This window comes from Psychrobacter sp. 1Y1, assembly GCF_051847395.2.
Classification (GTDB): domain Bacteria; phylum Pseudomonadota; class Gammaproteobacteria; order Pseudomonadales; family Moraxellaceae; genus Psychrobacter.
Window position 1 is genome coordinate 1,565,365 of record NZ_JBPYDF020000001.1, and the last position, 20,633, is coordinate 1,585,997.

Below are 20,633 nucleotides of genomic sequence, written 5' to 3' on the forward strand. Positions count from 1 at the left end.
AAATGCTCATTAATTTGCAAATTGCTTTTGACATAGCTCTATGAAAGCGCGACCATATTGACGGATTTCGGCATCGTCACGTACGGCCATCCAACTGGTAAAGCGACCAAAATGATCGACGGGTATGGCAGTCAGGTTTTGATAATGGCTTGGCTCAAATGCCATTTCTGCGATGATACCAATACCTAAGCCCAGACCGACATAGGTGCTGATCACATCGGCATCGAGCGCCGCTAATACGATATCGGGCTCTAGTCCTGCTTCATCAAATGTCTTATCAATAGCGCCGCGTCCTGTAAAACCACCGTGATAAGTCACAATTGGGTAACTGGCAAGCGTGGGCAGGTCAATAGACTCTTGGCTAGCCAGTTCGTGATCACTCGGTACGATGACCCGATGCGTCCAATCATAGTAACGATAGCATCTAAGATAGTTATTATGCAGCAAGGACTCAGTGGCGATACCGATGTCGGCTTGACCACGTATGACCATCTGGGCGATGGTCTCTGGATCTGCCTGTTGCAAAATCAAATTCACTTTAGGGAAACGATCTTTGAACTCTTTAACCACTTGCGGCAGTACATAACGCGCTTGTGTGTGAGTGGTGGCAATCGTCAGCGTACCGATGTTAGGATTATTAAAATCTAAACTTAGGTTTTCAATGGTACGAATTTCAGCAAAGATAGACTCGATATGAGGCATGAGCGCTGTGCCCATAGTGGTCAGTCCCGTCAGGCGTTTGCCTTGGCGCACAAACACTTCCGTCTTTAACTGGTTCTCTAACGCAGCAATATGCTTTGATAAGCTTGATTGACTGGTATGTAGCACGGTCGCCGCTTGGCTTAAGTTATAACCGTTAATCACCGTATGCCATACTGTTTCTAGCTGTTTGAGCTGAATCTGCAAATGCCGTTGGTTGACCACTACGTCGATTGCCATAACTTAATCCTATTGTATAAATATACAAACCTCGTTTGTATATGAAAGTAAAAATGTCTGAACATACAGTAATAAAGTAGTGTAAAACAAAGCTATTATTCTTGTATATAATAAATAGCTATCAATTTATGATAATTATGAATATAGAAATTGTATTTTGCAATGCTAAAAAATTATCCGTTCCGTAAACGCTGTCTAGTCAATGAAGCCATTTGACCTAACAATTCATAAAGAACGGTCATTATTGAGCATAAAAAAACAGCTACCTTCTAAAAGATAGCTGTTTGTCAGTTATAAAGTTATTTATTACTATTAATATTTACTACTGTTAATCAGTTGATACTGACCAACTTCAAACTTGGTTTATTGTGCAATATCAAAGCGGTCTGCATTCATAACCTTGTTCCAAGCGCGGACGAAGTCACGAACGAATTTCTCTAAGTTATCATCTTGCGCGTATAGCTCAGCATAAGCACGTAATATAGAGTTAGAGCCAAATACTAAGTCTACACGGCTTGCTTGCCATTTGACGTTTCCTGTACCACGCTCACGTACTTCGTAGCTATTGGCAGTGTTGTCTGCTGCTTTTACAGGATGCCATGTGTAGTTCATGTCCGTTAAATTAACAAAGAAGTCATTGGTAAGCACGCCAGCACGTTCCGTAAAGACGCCATGTTGGCTCTGACTGTGGTTGGTATCAAGCACTCGCATACCACCAAGCAATACAACCATCTCAGGCGCTGTCAATCCCATTAGCTGCGTGCGATCAAGTAGCATCTCTTCTGGTGATACCGCATAGTCGCCCTGAATCCAGTTACGATAACCATCATGTAGCGGCTCTAAATCAGCAAAAGATTCAGCGTCAGTCATTTCAGCGTCAGCATCACCGCGACCTGGATTAAACGGTACAGTAATATCTACGCCTGCATCGTTTGCTGCCTGCTCAATAGCGGCGTTACCAGCCAATACAATAAGGTCTGCTAAGCTAACGTCTTTCTCAAAGCCAGACTGAATGCTGGTCAATGTCTCAAGTACACGTTGTAGCTGTTCGGGCTCGTTTCCTGCCCAGTCTTTTTGTGGAGCTAAACGGATGCGTGCACCATTTGCACCGCCGCGATAGTCCGAAGCGCGGAACGTACGAGCGCTGTCCCATGCTGTAATGATCAACTCACGACGACTAAGGTCACTGTCTAATATTTGCGATTTTAGCGTTGCAATATCATCAGCAGTCAAGTCCGCATTACCTGTAGGAATAGGGTCTTGCCATACAAAGTCTTCGCTCGGTACGTCGGCACCTAAGTAACGAGATTTTGGCCCCAAATCGCGGTGAGTCAGTTTGAACCACGCTCTAGCAAACACTTCATCAAAGTATTCTGGGTTGTTATGGAATTTCTCTGAAATCTCGCGATAGATAGGATCTTTGCTCAATGCCATATCTGCATCAGTCATGATTGGGTTGCGACGTACACTTGGATCATGAGCATCTAACGGACGATCTTCTTCTTTGATGTCAGTTGGTTCCCACTGCCATGCACCTGCTGGACTTTTGGTCAGTGCCCATTCATGGTTCAATAGTAGCTCGAAATAACCGTGGTCCCACTGGGTCGGATTTGTGGTCCATGCGCCTTCGATACCACTTGAAACGGTATCGCCTGCATTACCACGACCTTTAGGATTGCGCCAGCCTAGACCTTGCTCTTTAACGTCAGCGGCTTCTGGCTCATCTTCTAGTATCGTCGCATCACCATTACCGTGACATTTACCAACGGTGTGTCCACCAGCGGTTAGAGCGACCGTCTCTTCATCGTTCATTGACATACGAGCAAAAGTAGTACGCATATCTTGAGCGGTTTTTAGTGGGTTAGGGTTGCCGTCGACACCTTCAGGATTGACATAAATCAAGCCCATTTGTACTGCTGCTAGTGGGTTTTCTAGTGACGTACGGTCTTCGTCGCTGTCATAACGGTTTTTGGTTTCAGCTAACCATTCGCGCTCAGAACCCCAGTAGATGTCTTTTTCTGGATGCCAGATATCAGCACGGCCACCAGCAAATCCTAGAGTTTTGAAACCCATAGATTCATAAGCCATGTTACCTGCCAAAATCATCAAATCGGCCCATGATAATTTATTGCCGTACTTTTTCTTGATTGGCCACAATAGACGACGGGCTTTATCAAGGTTGACGTTGTCAGGCCAGCTGTTCAATGGTGCAAAGCGTTGGTTACCAGTATTAGAGCCGCCACGACCATCAGCACCGCGATACGTACCAGCTGAATGCCAGGCCATACGAATCATCAGTCCGCCATAATGACCCCAATCTGCTGGCCACCATTCTTGCGACTCAGTCATTAGGTTTTTTAGGTCAGTTTTGACTGCTTCTAGATCTAGCTGTTTAAAGGCTTTAGCATAGTCAAAGTCTTCACCCATTGGGTCAGTCTTTTTGTCTTGCTGATGCAATATGTCCAAGTTTAGAGCATTTGGCCACCAATCTGTCGCAGCAGAAGCAGTGGTAGTGTGCGCTTGATGCATAACAGGGCAGCCACCCATACTAGGACGTTGAGCCTCGTGCGAGTTATCAACGTTTTCGCTATGGATCGTTGGGCCTTGACCATCACCCTGATCATAGGTTGTGTTAGTAGGCGCATTATTATTGTTGCTTTCGTGATCTACAGGACAACGAGCAGCATCTGGGGCAGTGTTTTTGTCGGTGGTGTTATTGGTTGAGTCGGACATGGTATAACTCCTAGGCTATGATAATCGAAAGAACAAACCGTGAATCTCGGTAGTCGTTGTTTATGTACAAAGCATAACTAAGCTGAGTGGATTTATAAAACTAATATATAAGAATTATAAGTTTTAAATTACAAATCATAAAATGCTTGATGTTTTGTTTATCTCAATCATTATTAACGCCCTTGCTTATCATCGCCAGTTAAGAGTAAACCAATAGAGTGCACCTAACCAATCAAGCCTGCGTCAGTTTTACTACTACCTTTATATTACCTATAAATAATGTCATTGTCAGACATCCTTCAAAATAGAAATTAGCAATAAAAAAAAGAGCTAAGATAACCTTGGTAAAACACTGCGGTTTTTTGCGTTACTATTAAGAAATATAAGCGATTGTACATGGCCTGCAATCGCTAAGTTAATGCAAAAACATCTAGTCAAGATAAAGGTTCTCAAGTACCATAACTGGATTTTGTTGTAATCATAATATTGGTGCAACGTAGAGCAATTTTTATCGATTCTTTTGTCGATAACTGATTCTAAAGATTGATAAAAATTGTGCGCGGTTGTGTTCTTTGTCTGAATTGTTGGTGAGTTATTATGTCTGCTGTCAAATCTGTACCGCCCAATCAACCAATTGCCAAAAAGTCATGGGGCGAGGCTACAAAAGCTTATCTCGATCCTCGTGTCATTATTATGCTGTTTTTGGGGTTCTCAGCGGGTATACCTATTCTGCTGATTTTCTCAAGTCTGTCGCTATGGCTGAGAGAAGCAGGCATTGATCGTAGTGTCGTCACTATGTTCAGCTGGGCAGCACTGGGGTATTCGTTCAAGTTTATTTGGGCGCCATTGATTGATGCGCTCCCTGTACCGTTTTTGACCAAGTGGCTAGGGCGTCGTCGTAGTTGGATGGTGGTATCACAGCTGCTTATCGTGCTGGCAATCTTTTTGATGGCAAGGGTAAATCCTGTTAGCGAAGATGTCTTGGTTTATATGGCAGGCGCGGCCGTGCTGCTTGGGTTCTCTTCTGCGACGCAAGATATCGTGATTGATGCGTACCGTATTGAGCTTGCGCCGCCGTCTATGCAGTCTATCTTGTCCTCTATCTATGTGTCAGGCTACCGTATCGGTATGATTGTCGCAGGGGCAGGCGCGTTATATTTGGCTGATTATTTCGGCTCAAATGAGACGTTTTATAGTTATGAAGCGTGGCGCAACACCTATTACATCATGGCAGGGGTTATGACGTTAGGCGTATTAACGACGTTTGCTAGTTATGAGCCAACCGCTGAGACCCTGCAAAGTAAAAAGCAGAAGGGTAACTTAAAAGTATTCCTAATTTATTCGGCGTTACTGCTTATCCCAGGTCTGCTGTTTGGTGTTATTTACCTGATTAATATTTTGATCAATACAGTATTTGATAGCACAGTGGCCTTGATACCACTAATGGTAGTGCCAGCGATTAAATTTTACTTTTTAGCATTGGTCGCGTGCGCGCCATTGTTATTACTGTACTTTATTATTAATCAACCAAAAATCATTAACAAAGCCCCGTTGGTCGCTGAAACTCGTGAAGACTACGTCAGACTGGTAGCGTTGTTTGTATTTTCAGTGATTGCCTTCATCGCTGCTTACATATTGATGGGGCAAGTCCTGCCCGAGTTCGAAGGCGCGTTTTCTAGTTTCTTTGTAGAAACCTTGCATTTATTAGTAAGCTTAGGCGCGGCAATGGCAGCAGGTTATGCCCTGGTACAAATAGGACTGGTGAAAAAAGAAGTGGCCATGGCAACATGGATTGAGCCTGTTTTAGATTTTTTCCGACGTTATGGCAAAAAAGCCTTGCTGCTATTGGCATTGATTGGTCTATACCGTATCTCAGATATCGTCGCAGGCGTGATCTCCAACGTCTTTTATCAAGATATGGGCTTTAGCAAAACAGATATCGCCAATGCCGTAAAACTGGTCGGCGTGATTATGGCAATTGCAGGTGGCTTCTTGGGCGGGGTTTTAGCTCAGCGCTTCCGTATCATGCATGCCATGATGATTGGCGCGATTTTAGCGTGTGCAACTAACCTGTTGTTTGTGGTATTGACATACAACCCAGGTAGCCTGCCAATCATGTATATGGCAGTGATATTTGATAACTTGGCTGCGGGCCTTGCGAGCGCTGTATTTATCGCTTTCTTATCAGCACTGACCTCGATTCGCTTTACTGCTGTACAGTATGCGATTTTTTCCTCATTGATGACCCTGATACCAAAAGTGATGGGTGGCTATTCTGGTGCTATCGTCGATAATATGGGTTATCCATTTTTCTTTATCTTTACCTTTGCTATCGGTATTCCAATTCTGGCACTGATTTACTTTGTCGATAGACATATTGTCATTGGTGATAACGATGATATTTATGGTGATGACAATAATGATAGTAGCGGCGGCAATGGGGTAGGTGACAAACTGAGCAAAACCAATCCTAACCTGACCGATACCAAAGAGCCACCACGCGCATCAGAGTAGGCTAAACAGTATTTTACCTTTATTCATTCACTGTTATTTAAGAGCTATCTATGACCATATCGACCATTCGTCAAATCAAGCAGCAGATTCAACAACTGACGAATGATAATACGAGCAACCAGCTGCCGTCGTTTTGGCTAACGGACTGGTTGTTACATGTCACTGATAAGCCTGCGATAGCGTTGATGACGGATGAAGATTATCAGCTCACTGATAGTGAGGTCGCACGGTTCAATGACGGCGTGGTAAAAATGCAGCAAGGCATACCGCTTGCGTACCTAACCGGACAGCAGGAGTTTTGGTCGCTTAACTTTAGAGTGAACGAGCATACTTTGATTCCTAGACCCGATACCGAAGTACTGGTCGAGCAGGTATTAAACTGGATAAACGTTCAGCCAATACGTATTCGTAATAAGCGTTTGCTAGATTTGGGGACGGGTTCAGGTTGTATCGCTATCAGTCTTGCTCATGAACTTAAGCATGCCAATTGGCAAGTTGTTGCGGTCGATTTATCGCTCGACGCGCTGAAGATTGCTCAGCATAATGCCGCGAGTAACGACGTTGCCGATATTGAGTTCGTCCAAAGCAGTTGGTATCAGGCACTCGCTACTGGTGCTGAACATCAATTTGATGTGATTGTCTCTAATCCACCATATATCGATGAGACAGATGAGCATTTGGCTGCGTTAAAGGCTGAGCCGATAAGCGCGCTGAGTGCACCCAATCATGGCTTGGCAGATATTAAGCATATTATCCAGCAGGCACGGACATACCTATGTACAGATGGATTATTGGCTATCGAACATGGCTATGATCAAGGTGCTGCTGTTCGACAGTTATTTTTGGATAATGATTTTGAGTCGGTGCATACGGTACAAGATTATGGTGGTAATGACCGTATCACGCTAGGGCAAGTTCAATAAACAGTTTTATGAGTGGATTTCTTTGATTATAGGTTGTAGATAAATATGGTAGAAGAGGTGGTACCGCTATCCGATGATGAGCTGCTCCGTTATGCTCGGCACGTTTTATTAGACGGTTGGGATATGGATGCTCAACTGCGATTAAAATCAGCACGTGTGGTCATAATAGGGGCAGGCGGCCTTGGTTGTCCTGCTTCTGAGACATTAGTGCGTGCTGGGGTAGGTTATGTCCATCTGATTGATGATGACGAGATTGAGGCGAGTAATCTACAACGGCAAACGCTGTTTTTGCCAGAAGATATTGGTCAGTCTAAAGCACTGACCGCAGTGCACATGTTAGCGCGCATCAATCCTTTGATAAAGGCTCGCGGCACAGTCGCACGGTTAGACGAATACAACGCTTATGAATTGCTCGATATGGCATCAAGCAAGCCTGACTTACTCTTAGACTGTACGGATAATTTTGCCACACGCGACATCATCAATCGTATTAGTGTACGCTACCAGATTCCCTTGTTATCTGCCTCAGCAATTGCGATGCAAGGGCAGTTAGCACTGTTCGAACCTCAGCTCGATACTGGTTGCTATCATTGCGTGTTTGGCTCAGTGGTGCTTGACGAAGCCGCTGACGAACGTACGTGTGCCAACTCTGGTGTGCTAGCCAGTACCACTGCCGTCATGGGCAATTTGCAAGCCAATACTGCACTGCAATATTTAGGATTAACCAAAAATCTACTGACAAACAAGCTGCTCATATGGGATGGTAGTCAGATGCAGCAGCGGCTGATGGGCTATCGAAAAGACCCACAGTGTCCAGTCTGTAGCAGTCCTATAGTCAATCCTCTATAAATTGGATACGGTGTCAGGCTTGCTTAGTCTACGAGTTGTAGTACTTTCACTCGCCTTCCTTGTATCCAAATTATATTGAACCGACTATAACTGAGTAATCTGATTTTAACGCATTTTTATATTGTACTGCCTATCTTCAAACCTCCTTCTTATTACCATAGTTGTTTTTTATGAAAATTCATCGTCCGCATTTATTAAAGCATACTTTTAATGTTATGAACCGTGTTCGCCAAACAGCGAGCGTAGCAGGTCTGTCTGCGCTAAGAGTGGCAAAAGGTGAGAAACCTGACGCAATGCTACTCAAAGAAACCTTTGAGCAGTTAGGTACGACTTATATCAAAATCGGTCAATTTATCGCCAGTACACCGTCGCTGTTTCCACGTGATTATGTTAAGGCATTCCAGAGCTGCTTGGATCAAACCACGCCATTGTCTTATGCTTATATCGAGCAAGTGCTGACAGAGGAGCTAGCGACTGATGGTATGATGCTTGATGATACGTTTGCGCATATTGACTCAGAGCCACTAGCATCAGCTTCTATCGCTCAAGTGCATGCAGCACGGTTGCACAATGGTGATGAAGTGGTGCTAAAGGTACAAAAGCCTGGCGTCGAGACCATCATGCAGACCGACTTGGGTGTATTGCATGGCGTAACTAAGCTACTTGAAATACTAATGCCTTCAATGAAATTTGCGAGTATTGCGCCGATTATCGATGAGATTCGTTTGCGTATGCTTGCCGAGACTGACTTTATCGCTGAAGCACAGAATATTCGCGATTTTCAGCAGTTCTTAGCGGTATCAGGTAATACTCGTATCGTTGCACCAGCTGTCTATGAAGAGCTGACTACCAAGCGTGTATTAACGATGAGCCGTCTATATGGCGTCTCTATGGTCGATGAGTCACTCATGCGTCAGTACTGTGTAGATCCTGCCCAAGTCATGGCAGACACGTTAAACACATGGTTTGCCAGTCTCATGTTATGTAATAGTTTCCATGCTGATCTGCATGCCGGTAATCTAATGCTATTAACCGACGGCCGTATTGGATTTTTGGATTTTGGTATCGTCGGTAAGCTCAAAGCTGAGAGCTGGCGTGCATGTATGGGCATGATGCAAGCCATGCAAGACAGTGACTATCAAGCCATGGCTCGCCATATGATTGATATGGAAATGACGCATGGTGGCAATAAAGTCGATGTGGTTGCACTGGGGAATGACTTGCAACGCATGATGACAACCATCATGGCAGAAGATAAAACCTTTACCAGCGGTGTTCCTTTCAATAGTAAAGAGCAAGCCGATGAGCTTAATAAAATGATGCTTGAGATTGTCGAAGTTGGCAAACGTCATGGTATTCACTTTCCACGCGATTTTGCTCTATTGACCAAACAGATGTTGTATTTTGATCGGTTTATGCGTACGCTAGCTCCAGATATGGATATGTTTAGCGATCAGCGGGTGCAAATGCTAGGGCAGGATACAGTAGAGACACCAGCGTTAGACGTATCATAGTTTTCGCTAATAACTTTATGCTGGCCTAATATATCTAATAACTTCTCTATTTCTGCGTTTATTTATTACTGCTTTTGACTGTCTAACACAAAGGATTGTGTGCTAATTGCCACAAAAATGGCTCTGTCATGATGACTGCTTTTAAAAGCCGTATGATCCCGATGATTACCAACGAAGCTGCCATTGCCTGTATCGGTATGTACTGCATGGCAGTCGTCATGGGTTATGGACGCTTCCTGTTTACCGCCACCTTACCTGATATTATGGTGCAATTGTCGTTATCAACGACGATTGCAGGCTGGTTGGCATCAATCAATTATATCGGTTACTTTATTGGCGCTCTTATCGCTATGTTTGTGCCTCAGCGCTCGACATGGCAGGCGATGACGCTGTGGGCGATTATCAGTGTTGTCACCACGATGTTACTCGTCATACCAAATATGTCGCTCACGCTATGGTATATCATTCGCTTAATTGCAGGCATTGCAAGTGGCGTGGCGATGATTCTAAGCTCATCATTTGTGATTCAAACCCTCAGCCCTGAGCGCCGTTCTGTATTGTCAGCAGTCCATTATGCAGGTATTGGCGTTGGCATTAGCGCCTCTGCCATCGTGACGTGGTGGCTATTAAAACTAGGCTATCACTTCGATGTAATTTGGCTAGTCGCAGGTGTCACCAGTTTGCCGCTTGTATGGCTACTGTATGCGATAAAGCCAAGACAAGTACGGGCTGTTGATTCACAGCAGATTGATGCCAAACAACACGTGTCAGTGCACCAGACCTATGTAAACTTTAAACGCTCCTTATACGAAGCAATTTCTGGACACCATAAAGCGCTTACTTTACTTTTTGTCAGCTACGTACTGGCAGGGTTTGGTTATATCAGCTCAGCAACTTTTTTACCCGTTATGGCAGCACAACGTCTAACAACACAGACGTATGCTGGACTCATGATTTGGTTGGTCGTTGGTATTTTTGCGATGTTGTCAAACCCTCTATGGGGCGCGCTTGCCAAACGTATCGGTGAGATAAAAACCTTAATGGGGCTGACGGTATTGCAAGCATTTGGGATGTGCTTGCCGATATGGTTTGATGGTGCATTTGGATTATATGGCAATGCTGCGATTTTGGGATTGACCTTCGTCGGTATGGTATCGATGACACTGACGCTGTTTAAAAACATCAATCCTGCCTATTCTAATTTACTGATTGCTTTGGCAACGTTGGCTTATGCATTGGGGCAGTTTTTGGGACCTTTGGTGACAGTGGCACTGGCAGGGAGAGATGGCAATTTCAATGCAGGGTTGCTTGTCGCTGCTATCGGATTAATGATCGGATTTGTACTATTGGTATGGTTTCGTCGACAGTCGCCAAAGACAGCTAAGCTCGTCTAAACCACGCTACGGCTAAATACTTCTCGTAATTCAAAACTGGTATGAACTTGGGCCACACCTTCAATACGATTGAGGCGATGCAATAAAAACTCTTCGTAATGTGTCATATCACGTACCCTGACCTTAATCAGATAGTCTTCCGTGCGTCCTGTGACAATACTACAGCTAATGACTTCCTCAAAGCTCTGAACTTTGCGTTCAAACTGCTCAAAACGTTCTGCTGTATGTTGATCCATACTAATAGCGATAAACACGGCTAGCGGATAGCCAAGTTTTTGCGCATCGGTTTTGGTATGGTAGCCAGTGATTATGTTCGCATCTTCTAAGCGTTTGATACGACGTGCGCAAGGGGTGGCAGACAGGTTGACGCGTTCAGCGAGTTCAGTAATACTCATGCGTGCCTGCGTTTGCAATAAGTGTAGTAACTGTCTATCTATCTCGTCTATATCTGCAGTTCTTGTACTATCAATATAATTGTCTGGCATTTCTTAAGCCTTAATAGTGGATTTATTCGATTATAATGTCTAAATTGTGTTTTTCCACTAAAATAACAGAAAATAAAGTAAAAGAAAGCAGGTTTCTCTCCGTTAAACTTTGATATTATTATGGTATGAACACTAGTTATCTCGTATGATAAATACTGATTTAATCAACAGTTAATCGCCTAGCTAAATATATAAACAACCAAGTCATCTAAGGATTGATTATGTCTGACCAAGCCACGCACACTGCAGCCACAGGGACTGCAAAGATCACACCAAAAAGTGCTGCTTTTGACTTCCGTAAATACCGTCCATTTGCATTTGCGCCATCGCTGCCAGATCGTACTTGGCCAAGTAAAACGATTGAGAAGTCACCGATATGGGCAAGTGTGGATCTGCGTGATGGTAACCAAGCACTGATTGATCCGATGACCATTGAACAAAAAATGCGCTTCTTTAAGACTTTAGTAGATGTTGGTTTTAAAGAGATTGAGATTGGTTTTCCATCAGCGGCGCAGGTAGAATTTGACTTTGCTCGTAAGCTTATCGAAGAAAACCACGTACCTGAAGATGTAACGCTACAAGTATTGGTACAAGCGCGCGAGCATTTGATTGCCCGTACTTTTGAATCATTAAAAGGTGCTAAACGTGCGGTTGTCCATGTCTATAACTCAACCAGCCGTGTACAACGCGAAAAAGTCTATGGCAAAGATAAAGCCGAAATCAAAGAAATTGCTATTGCAGGCGCCAAGCTATTACAAGAATATGCAGCAAAGTATCCTGAGACAGATTGGGTATTTCAGTACTCGCCCGAGAGCTTTAGCCAGACAGAAACTGAATATGCCGTAGAGGTTTGCGATGCAGTATGTGACGTGTGGCAACCACAGCAGGGTCAGGAAGTTATTTTTAACTTGCCAGCGACGGTTGAAGCCTCTATGCCCAATGTCTTTGCTGATCAAGTAGAGTACTTCTGCCGCAATCTAGCGCAGCGTGAGCATGTGATTGTGAGCTTGCATACTCATAATGACCGTGGCTGTGCGGTAGCAGCAGCTGAATTGGGCGTACTTGCAGGTGCGGATCGTATCGAAGGCACATTGCTTGGTAATGGTGAGCGTACAGGTAACATGGACATCATGGTCATGGCCATGAACTTATTTAGCCAAGGTATTGATCCTGAGCTTGATTTTAGCAACATGAGTGAAATCGTACAGGTTGTGAGCGAATGCAATAATTTACCATTGCACCCACGTCATCCTTATGTAGGCGAGTTGGTCTTTACGGCCTTTAGTGGCTCACATCAAGATGCTATCAAAAAATCTCTCGATTACAATGAAAGCAATCAGAGCGAAACAGACAATGTCTGGGACGTGGCTTATCTACCCATTGATCCTGCACATATTGGGCGTAGCTACCAAGATGTAGTACGTATCAATAGCCAGTCGGGCAAAGGTGGCGTCGCATATATCTTGCAGCGTAACTACGGTTTCAACTTACCACGTTGGATGCAGATTGACTTTAGCCGTGTGGTACAAAAGCAAGCTGAAGCAGCTGCAAGAGAATTGCAGAATGATGAAATCTTGCAGACCTTTGAAGATACTTACTTGCAGCAGGGCAAGTTTGAACTACTAGACTATAGCGTCAACAATAAAGGCGGCGCGGTTTACTTTAGTGGTCAGGTGCAGATGAATAGCGATACCATTAATATTGATGGCACAGGTAACGGTCCATTATCATCGTTTATTGACGGACTTGCACAGCATACGGGCAAATCACTACACATTATTAACTATGCAGAGCACGCGATTAACCCGCATCATAACAGTGGTAATGGTATCGATGATGATACCAATAGTGATAACAAAACCAATGCTAACGCTGCTGCTTACATTCAGTTAAATGTTGATGGTGAAGTGTATTCAGGCATCGGTACTTGCAGCAGTACGGTGTCAGCCATGCTAAAAGGGGCGTTATCAGCTTTTGCTCAAACGCTAAATACAGAAGCTGCTTAGTGTTAAGTAGTCATTGATATCACGCAAAATTCTGTATGCTAATAACGCCATCGCTCCTTGTCTCTAGCAAGTAAAGCGATGGCGTTATTTTTTGCCATAAATACCTGCGCCATTTCAACTATATATTTATGAGCAATAGCATAATGTTACTTGTGTTTTTGGTGTCTAAGACTTACGCTAATGTGTATATTAAAATATTATAAATAAAAGGTTAATTATGGAACCTATCTCATTTGCTTCATTCACACTGGCATCTATTTTGGCTTCGTTGCCTGCGAACGGTGAGGCTATTACCAAGCCGACCATCACCACTCATATTAGTCCAGCCATTGCCGGACAGTGGGAAATAGATTTGGATAGTAGCGCTCATTCTACTCAGGCTATGATGACCAAGGAAGCCGAAGCTAACCAGTCGGCAAATACTGCGCAACAGCCTAGCAGTGTAGAGCCTAAGGTGATGACGGGCATGGATGGCGGCGTACTGACTCAAAGTGAAGAGCGGGTTCTAAACATTAAACCAACTACTAGTAAGAACTTACTTGCATCAGTTGGTAAGTCTAACCAGTGCCGCGAGCTATATAACTTTAGTGCGGATAATGAGATGTGGTCTGTCAGTGGCAAAGAGTGGACATACGGCCGCTATCTAGTCACCCACCGTGAAGAAGGGCTGCCAGTGATTGCGATCAAGACTGTTTATGATAATAATGAAGTAGATTGTTCAGGCAATCAGATCGACCAGACTGATGAAGCGTTGATTGCATTTATCAATCATGATGGCAATCAGATGCAATGGTGCGCTGACCCTGATGGTAACGAATGCTTTATGAACTTCAATAGAGTGTTACCGTAATCAGATATGCTCTTTGTACTTTACGTATAATTGATAGCTTATTGATGACATAAAAAAACCGCTATATTGATAGCGGTTTTTTTATGTGCTGTTTTAATTAAACTTAGCGAACTCTATAAGTATTTTAGCCTACAAGTCTTTTTTAGCTTTATTCGCAGTCAGCAGCTCTCTTTCGAGATAATGAATGTTTTGCGCTTCACGAGTGAAGTTATCATCCGCCAAAATTACATCACGATGCAAAGGTATGTTGGTTTTGATACCTTCGATAATCAGCTCATCAAGAGCATGTACTGTCTTAGCAATAGCTTGCTGACGAGTTTGACCGTGACATATAAGCTTACCAATCAATGAATCGTAATAGGTCGGTATCTCATAGCCAGGGTATAGATGAGAGTCAAAACGGATACCAGAACCACTTGGCGTGAACAATTGACTGATAGTACCTGGGCAAGGTACGAAAGTCGCTGCATCTTCGGCATTGATACGACATTCGATCGCATGACCCTGAATCTCAATCTCACTCTGACGATAAGACAGGCCGTAACCGGCAGCAATTTTGAGCTGTTCGACAACAACATCAATACCAGTAATCATCTCAGTCACTGGATGCTCAACCTGTACACGAGTGTTCATTTCAATAAAGAAAAATTCGTTATTTTCAAACAAGAACTCAAATGTGCCGGCACCGCGATACTTAACAAGCTCGCAAGCTTTTACACACGCCTTTAAGATTGGCTCACGTACATCATCTGGGATGTCAGGCGCAGGTGCTTCTTCTAGTACTTTTTGATGGCGACGCTGCAATGAGCAATCACGATCATATAGATGGATAGCATTACCATTACCGTCACCCAACACCTGTACTTCTACGTGGCGCGGGTTCTGTAGATAGCGCTCCATATAGACAGTGTCGTCACCGAACCAGAGCTCAGCTTCTTGCTTGGCCGCTTGTACCTGACCAATTAGTTCATCAAAGCGTTCAACCACACGCATACCGCGTCCACCGCCGCCAGAAGCCGCTTTAATCAATAGTGGGAAGCCGATATTGCGGGCTTGCTCTTCAGCATTATGCAGAGTCACAGCGCCAACTGAACCAGGTACAGTTGGTACGCCCGCTTTTTTCATAGCGTTGATGGCAGAAACTTTGTTGCCCATAAGGCGAATATGATCAGCATTAGGACCAACGAAGGTCAATCCTGCTTCTTCTACTTGTTCAGCAAATTCAGCATTCTCAGACAAAAAGCCGTAACCGGGATGGATAGCATCTGCACCAGTGATTTCAGCAGCAGTTAAGATGGTATTGATATCAAGGTAGCTTTGGTTAGCATTAGGCTTGCCAATACAAATTGCCTCATCAACAAAGCGCAAGTGCATCAAGTTGGCATCAGCAGTAGAGTAGACACCTACCGTTTCGATACCTAGCGCTTTACAGGCGCGGACGATGCGCAGGGCAATTTCACCTCTGTTGGCAATGAGCAATTTTTTTATCATGGGTTCATCCTTGTCGAAGCGTCAGTCATTGACTGAGTTTCGATACATAGCATCATGTTATTTAGCATTGACGCGGTATATATACCAAAAGTCAGCCATAATGAAATAAAGTATGGCAAATATCGTTACGCTTTATAGCGTATGACAGGTTGACCGAACTGTACGACTTCAGAGTTATCTACCAAGATTTCGTCAACAATACCACTTTGAGTCGCTTCAAGCGGGTTCATGATTTTCATGGCTTCGATAATACCTAAAGTATCACCTGCCTGAACCTTTTGACCGACTTTCACAAATGGTGGGTCATTAGGGCTTGGTGCTGAATAGAAAACACCAACCATTGGTGAAGACTCAACGCTACCCGCTTTTTCTGCAGGTTTGCCTTCAACAGCGGCAGCAGGAGCAGCGCTCGCAGCCATCATAGTTGGCGCAGGCGCGTCATAGTGACGAGTTAAGCTAATATGCTCGTCGTCAGAACTGATTTCTAAATTAACCAGTTCACTTTCTTCCATAAGGGCGATGAGGGTGCGTATTTTTTCAATATCCATAGTTTTTATCTGGCCTTGTACTAAATTCGAGAAATAGTGTAACTAAATATTGTCTAATTAATTGCTAATGATACCTAGATCCAGGGCAATGAGCAATCAATGTACAGTTGTTAACTGAGAATTTTTACATATTTTGACGTAAGCCATCTTTTTAGTAAGAAAATATCTACGATTTTTCATAGTCTGTATGATCAAATAACGCTAACAATGATTATAAAATGCAATCCATCAGCAATTGGCTCAACCCCATAGTATAGTTAAGCGTTTTTGCTGATAGCGTAGACGCAAAGTAAGTAAAATAGATGATAAGAACAAACCTGTAATCAACGCCATCCAAAATCCTTGTGCGCCAACGTCAGTGAAACGCACCAGATAGACGCCAAGTGGTAGGGCCACTAACCAATAGCAGAAGAGCGTTACCCACATCGGTATGGTGGTATCTTGCATACCGCGCAATATACCAGCGACGTTAACCTGCCAGCCATCAAACAACTGATAAGCAAGTGCAAAGATAAGCAAATGCATAGACTGAGCTCTAACCTCTGGGTTATCCGTGAATGCTGCTGCCAGTTCTGGTCTGAATAGCCATATTCCAAGCATACAGGTCAAAGCGATCAATACGGTCCATACCAGTCCAGTAGCTTGCACTTGGCGCAGTGCCAATAGGTTTTTTTGACCAAATCGATTGGAGACCATGATAGTGAGCGCCATGGCGACAGATATCGGTATCATAAATAGCTGTGAGGTCACTGACAGCGCCACTTGATGCGATGCTGTTGCTAGCTCACCCAATGGACTGATAACGAGTGCGCCTAAGCTAAATAAACTGGCTTCAAAGAAGATAGAGATACCAATAGGAATACCAAGTTTCAACAGTTTTTTAATCTGTGTACGATTAGGGCTAGAGAAGCCATAAAAGAATCGCGTGCTCACAAATTCGCGACGGTTTGTGAAGCTAGTATAGGCCGCCAATAATAGGACATTTATCCATAACACCAATGCTGTCGCCACCCCGCAGCCTGCACCGCCCATTTCTGGCATGCCAAATAACCCATGAATAAAAATATAGTTCAAAGGAATATCTGCAAGCAGGCCAATGATACTAATGACTGTCACAGGCTCAGGACGACCCAATGCCTCGCAATAACTGCGTAGTACGGCATATACAGCGAGCGCTGGGAAACCAAAGGACACGCCATGTAAATATTGCGTCGCTATCGGCTGAATGTTTTCTGGGACACCCATAATGCCAAGAACATTGGGAGCTAAATTAACAATGATAAAACCGATAATGCCAATAACACCTGCGGTCCATAGAGATTGCTGCGTGATATGCGGTACTTGGCCGTGCTGGTCTTGACCAATTGCTTCACCAATCAGAGGCGTGGTTGCGATAAGCACACCTGTGGCCAATAAAAACAGCGGTAGCCAAATACCAGACCCAACGGCTACCGCCGCCAAATCAAGCGCCGAAACTTGACCTGCCATGATGGCATCAACCACGCCAAGTGCGGCTTGGCAAAACTGAGTAATTAAGATAGGGAGGGCAAGTATGCCTAAACGTAAGCTGTAGCTTTTAAAATCTTTGAAAGACAATGGAAAAACCATGGTAAGCAACTTTTTATTCTTTGCGGTAATTGTTATTAAGGTAGTTATTATTAATAAACAAACATTGCTATCAATCGATTAAGATTGACGCAGCAAGGAGAGCGTAGTGCCGACGATAATACTCCGATAAATAATATGAGCAAGCTTATAATGTTGCATAAGTAGATAGGCAGAGTATGAAAATAAAAATAAAGACACTAAAATAAAAATAACCCGTCGATCCAAGTAGTGGATTGACAGGTCATATACATAGTAAGATGGTAAAGAAGCCACACTATGATGTCAACGCTTTAGCGCCGCTATACAGGTATTAATCTTAGGTTTTTTGTACTCTATTTCATAGTTAATGGATAACAGCCAATAGCCAATAGCAATAGCCAACTCAATGAGTTTACTCCGGCAACAACTCAAGTGTCTCCGCCATGTCCATAATTGCTCGCCAATGTTTGGGCTCTAATGGAATCACTGTTAATTGCTGACATCCTTTCCTTAGTAATAACGAATCTTCCAAAGTTGGCAAAAATTTTAGCTCTGATAATGGTAATACCTCTGTAAAAGCTTGCTCAAAGGTGAGATCGACCATATACCAGCGAGGTGCATCTTCAGTCGCAATAGGATCATAATGACGATGCTCAGGGTGAAATTGAGTAGGATCAGGATACCCTGCTGTAGTCACTGTCATAATACCAGCGACTCCAGACGGCTTGGCGCTAGAGTGATAAAAGAACACTTTGTCACCAACTTTCATATCATCACGCATAAAATTACGTGCACGATAGTTGCGAACGCCGTCCCAACCGTCGGTGCCCAGGCGCTGCAAATCTTCGATACCAAAAAATTTAGGGTTAGATTTCATTAACCAATACGCCATATACCTATCCTTCGATTTTTTATTTATTTTTCAATTTGTTCTTAAAATTATCAGAGTTAGTTTCTCTTAACTCATTTTCAAACCCGTTTTTAATAGTTTCTGTTCTTAGTAGAAGCTGTTTTTAACATATTCTCTATATATTGCCCATAAGTTGCGATGGTGAATAGGGCGTTTATACGTGTTTTTGTTAATAGTTTTATGATAGATAGGCTTTTCTTTATCTCATCTAGTCGCTATCCTAGCGTTACTTTTGATATCGATCATTATTGCTCACTACAAAATAAGTTTATTTATGCCCAAAGTGAATACAGACAGTATGCCAAATGACCTGAATACGTTAAGTCTTACTGAACCAACGACGGATACTATCGCGGTAGACGTGACCGACATTCCATTGTCTCTTTACATTCACATCCCGTGGTGTGTGAAGAAGTGTCCTTATTGCGATTTTAATTCGCATGAGCTATCGATGGACAGCGAACTATCCATGTATGAAGATTATGTCGATGCGTTACTGTTAGATGCCGCGATGCAGCAACCTTTAACTCAGGGCCGAAAAATTGGTTCGATATTTATCGGTGGTGGTACGCCGTCTTTGCTACCCATTTCTCAGTATCAGCGATTGTTTACTGGGTTACGGTCATGTTTTGAATTTGCAGAAGACATCGAAGTCACGATGGAGGCGAACCCTGGCACGCTTGAGTATGCACCATTTTCTCAGTATTTAGAGGTCGGTATCAATCGTCTGTCTATCGGCGTACAGAGCTTTGCCGCCGATAAGCTAAAGGTACTGGGGCGTATCCACGATCCTGTGCAAGCGTTATCAGCAATTCGAGCTGCCAAAGCGGCTGGATTTGTACGGGTTAATGTCGACCTGATGCACGGTCTACCGCAGCAAACCATGAATGAAGCGCTAGAAGATATCCAAATGGCGCATGATGCTGGCGCAACGCATATCTCTTGGTATCAACTGACTATTGAACCAAATACCGTGTTTTACCGTAGCCAGCCTATTTTACCCGATGAAGACAATTTGGCAGATATAGAACAAGCAGGTCAGTCGTTATTGCAGCAATTAGGCTATAACAACTATGAGGTATCTGCGTGGGCAGGTGAGTCAGACAAACCATGTCGTCATAATATCAACTATTGGCAGTTTGGCGACTATTTAGCAATCGGCGCAGGAGCACATGGTAAAGTGACGATCAGTCGTAATGACAGTATCGATAATGGCTCTTTAGAACTAAGAAATAAAATGGAAGATGACTTGTTAGTAACGCCAGGCATCTATCGTTTTAGCAAATCACGTTTGCCAAAAGATTATGTAGTGGTGAGTTCAGATGCCACAAAGGAATCTGACATAAACCAAATAACACCAAAAATGGTTGGCTGGCAAGCGATTGATCAAGAAGAGTTGGTGAGCGAGTTTATGTTAAATGCGCTGCGCCTACACGGCGGCGTTGCTTGGTCGATGTTTGAAAAGAGAACTGGATTAGCGCTCAATAGTGTTATTAAACAAGTAAACAGTCTAGTTGCACAAGGGTTATTGGTAGATAGTGATACGCAGTTGCAACCGACTGTATTAGGTCAGCGTTATCTCAATCAAATATTACGCGCTTTTTTATAAAACGGCACTTAGATGATTGTTTAATAGCAGCGAGGTACTAACATAAAAAAGGCTTATCAAATAAATGATAAGCCCTTTATAAAATCTAAAAAAATCAAACCTTAGATTTTATCTTGTACGTCTTGTGCGCCGCCAGTTACAGCATTTCCAGCGCTTGATACGTCTTGGCCAAGGCCTTTAAACGTGTTGCAACCAGTTAGAACGAACATAGCAGTTAAAGATGCGATGATTACTTTTTTCATAATAGTATCCCCAAAAATAAATGAGTGGTTATAAGTAAC

The 20,633-nt window shown here is 43.5% G+C and carries 16 protein-coding genes; 8 read left to right on the plus strand and 8 right to left on the minus strand.

Annotated features, from left to right (window positions below; genetic code table 11):
- Nucleotides 1-9 precede the first annotated feature (9 nt).
- Together ACS8FA_RS20575 and katG are read right to left on the minus strand one after the other, a co-directional pair.
- Nucleotides 10-939: a LysR substrate-binding domain-containing protein gene (locus tag ACS8FA_RS20575; protein ID WP_261868941.1), complete on the minus strand. Its 930-nt coding sequence runs from the start codon at nucleotides 937-939 to the stop codon at nucleotides 10-12.
- 363 nt (nucleotides 940-1,302) lie between these two features.
- Nucleotides 1,303-3,486 (minus strand): catalase/peroxidase HPI, encoded by a 2,184-nt coding sequence (gene katG / locus ACS8FA_RS20580; protein ID WP_439267138.1) that lies wholly within the window; start codon nucleotides 3,484-3,486, stop codon nucleotides 1,303-1,305.
- Nucleotides 3,487-4,269: 783 nt separating this feature from the next.
- Between katG and ACS8FA_RS20585 the strand changes: the two genes are divergently transcribed.
- From ACS8FA_RS20585 to ACS8FA_RS20605, 5 genes are all read left to right on the plus strand, one after another.
- Nucleotides 4,270-6,186 (plus strand): AmpG family muropeptide MFS transporter, encoded by a 1,917-nt coding sequence (locus tag ACS8FA_RS20585; protein ID WP_439267123.1) that lies wholly within the window; start codon nucleotides 4,270-4,272, stop codon nucleotides 6,184-6,186.
- A 50-nt stretch (nucleotides 6,187-6,236) separates the two neighbouring features.
- The gene (gene prmC, locus ACS8FA_RS20590; RefSeq protein ID WP_439267121.1) at nucleotides 6,237-7,109 is read left to right on the plus strand and encodes a peptide chain release factor N(5)-glutamine methyltransferase; all 873 of its coding nucleotides are present in this window, start codon (nucleotides 6,237-6,239) and stop codon (nucleotides 7,107-7,109) included.
- Between the two features lie 45 nt (nucleotides 7,110-7,154).
- On the plus strand, nucleotides 7,155-7,958 hold the full coding sequence (locus ACS8FA_RS20595) for a HesA/MoeB/ThiF family protein (RefSeq protein WP_439267119.1): 804 nt from the start codon (nucleotides 7,155-7,157) through the stop codon (nucleotides 7,956-7,958).
- Between the two features lie 170 nt (nucleotides 7,959-8,128).
- The gene (locus tag ACS8FA_RS20600; protein ID WP_439267118.1) at nucleotides 8,129-9,472 is read left to right on the plus strand and encodes an ABC1 kinase family protein; all 1,344 of its coding nucleotides are present in this window, start codon (nucleotides 8,129-8,131) and stop codon (nucleotides 9,470-9,472) included.
- A 128-nt stretch (nucleotides 9,473-9,600) separates the two neighbouring features.
- On the plus strand, nucleotides 9,601-10,866 hold the full coding sequence (locus ACS8FA_RS20605; RefSeq protein ID WP_167514306.1) for a YbfB/YjiJ family MFS transporter: 1,266 nt from the start codon (nucleotides 9,601-9,603) through the stop codon (nucleotides 10,864-10,866).
- Here the strand turns inward: ACS8FA_RS20605 and ACS8FA_RS20610 are convergent.
- On the minus strand, nucleotides 10,863-11,351 hold the full coding sequence (locus ACS8FA_RS20610) for an Lrp/AsnC family transcriptional regulator (RefSeq protein WP_101204823.1): 489 nt from the start codon (nucleotides 11,349-11,351) through the stop codon (nucleotides 10,863-10,865). The genes ACS8FA_RS20605 and ACS8FA_RS20610 overlap by 4 nt on opposite strands.
- A gap of 221 nt (nucleotides 11,352-11,572) precedes the next feature.
- On the opposite strand from ACS8FA_RS20610, the gene leuA reads away from it, so the two are divergent.
- Nucleotides 11,573-13,357: a 2-isopropylmalate synthase gene (leuA, locus tag ACS8FA_RS20615; protein ID WP_439267115.1), complete on the plus strand. Its 1,785-nt coding sequence runs from the start codon at nucleotides 11,573-11,575 to the stop codon at nucleotides 13,355-13,357.
- Nucleotides 13,358-13,574: 217 nt separating this feature from the next.
- Nucleotides 13,575-14,207, plus strand: coding sequence for a hypothetical protein (locus ACS8FA_RS20620; protein WP_439267114.1), 633 nt, complete (start codon nucleotides 13,575-13,577; stop codon nucleotides 14,205-14,207).
- Between the two features lie 129 nt (nucleotides 14,208-14,336).
- Here ACS8FA_RS20620 and accC read toward each other — a convergent pair whose 3' ends face one another.
- The 4 genes from accC to ACS8FA_RS20640 all read right to left on the minus strand — a co-directional run bounded on the left by accC (nucleotide 14,337) and on the right by ACS8FA_RS20640 (nucleotide 18,725).
- Complete coding sequence (gene accC, locus ACS8FA_RS20625) at nucleotides 14,337-15,698, minus strand: acetyl-CoA carboxylase biotin carboxylase subunit (protein ID WP_201571460.1); 1,362 nt, start codon at nucleotides 15,696-15,698, stop codon at nucleotides 14,337-14,339.
- A 125-nt stretch (nucleotides 15,699-15,823) separates the two neighbouring features.
- Complete coding sequence (gene accB / locus ACS8FA_RS20630) at nucleotides 15,824-16,246, minus strand: acetyl-CoA carboxylase biotin carboxyl carrier protein (RefSeq protein WP_101204416.1); 423 nt, start codon at nucleotides 16,244-16,246, stop codon at nucleotides 15,824-15,826.
- Nucleotides 16,247-16,486: 240 nt separating this feature from the next.
- Nucleotides 16,487-17,854, minus strand: coding sequence for an MATE family efflux transporter (locus ACS8FA_RS20635; RefSeq protein WP_439267111.1), 1,368 nt, complete (start codon nucleotides 17,852-17,854; stop codon nucleotides 16,487-16,489).
- Between the two features lie 391 nt (nucleotides 17,855-18,245).
- The gene (locus ACS8FA_RS20640) at nucleotides 18,246-18,725 is read right to left on the minus strand and encodes an EVE domain-containing protein (protein ID WP_439267109.1); all 480 of its coding nucleotides are present in this window, start codon (nucleotides 18,723-18,725) and stop codon (nucleotides 18,246-18,248) included.
- Nucleotides 18,726-19,041: 316 nt separating this feature from the next.
- Between ACS8FA_RS20640 and hemW the strand changes: the two genes are divergently transcribed.
- The gene (gene hemW / locus ACS8FA_RS20645) at nucleotides 19,042-20,352 is read left to right on the plus strand and encodes a radical SAM family heme chaperone HemW (RefSeq protein ID WP_439267136.1); all 1,311 of its coding nucleotides are present in this window, start codon (nucleotides 19,042-19,044) and stop codon (nucleotides 20,350-20,352) included.
- A gap of 101 nt (nucleotides 20,353-20,453) precedes the next feature.
- On the opposite strand, the gene ACS8FA_RS20650 is transcribed toward hemW, so the two are convergent.
- Complete coding sequence (locus ACS8FA_RS20650) at nucleotides 20,454-20,594, minus strand: entericidin A/B family lipoprotein (protein ID WP_101204419.1); 141 nt, start codon at nucleotides 20,592-20,594, stop codon at nucleotides 20,454-20,456.
- Nucleotides 20,595-20,633 lie beyond the last annotated feature (39 nt).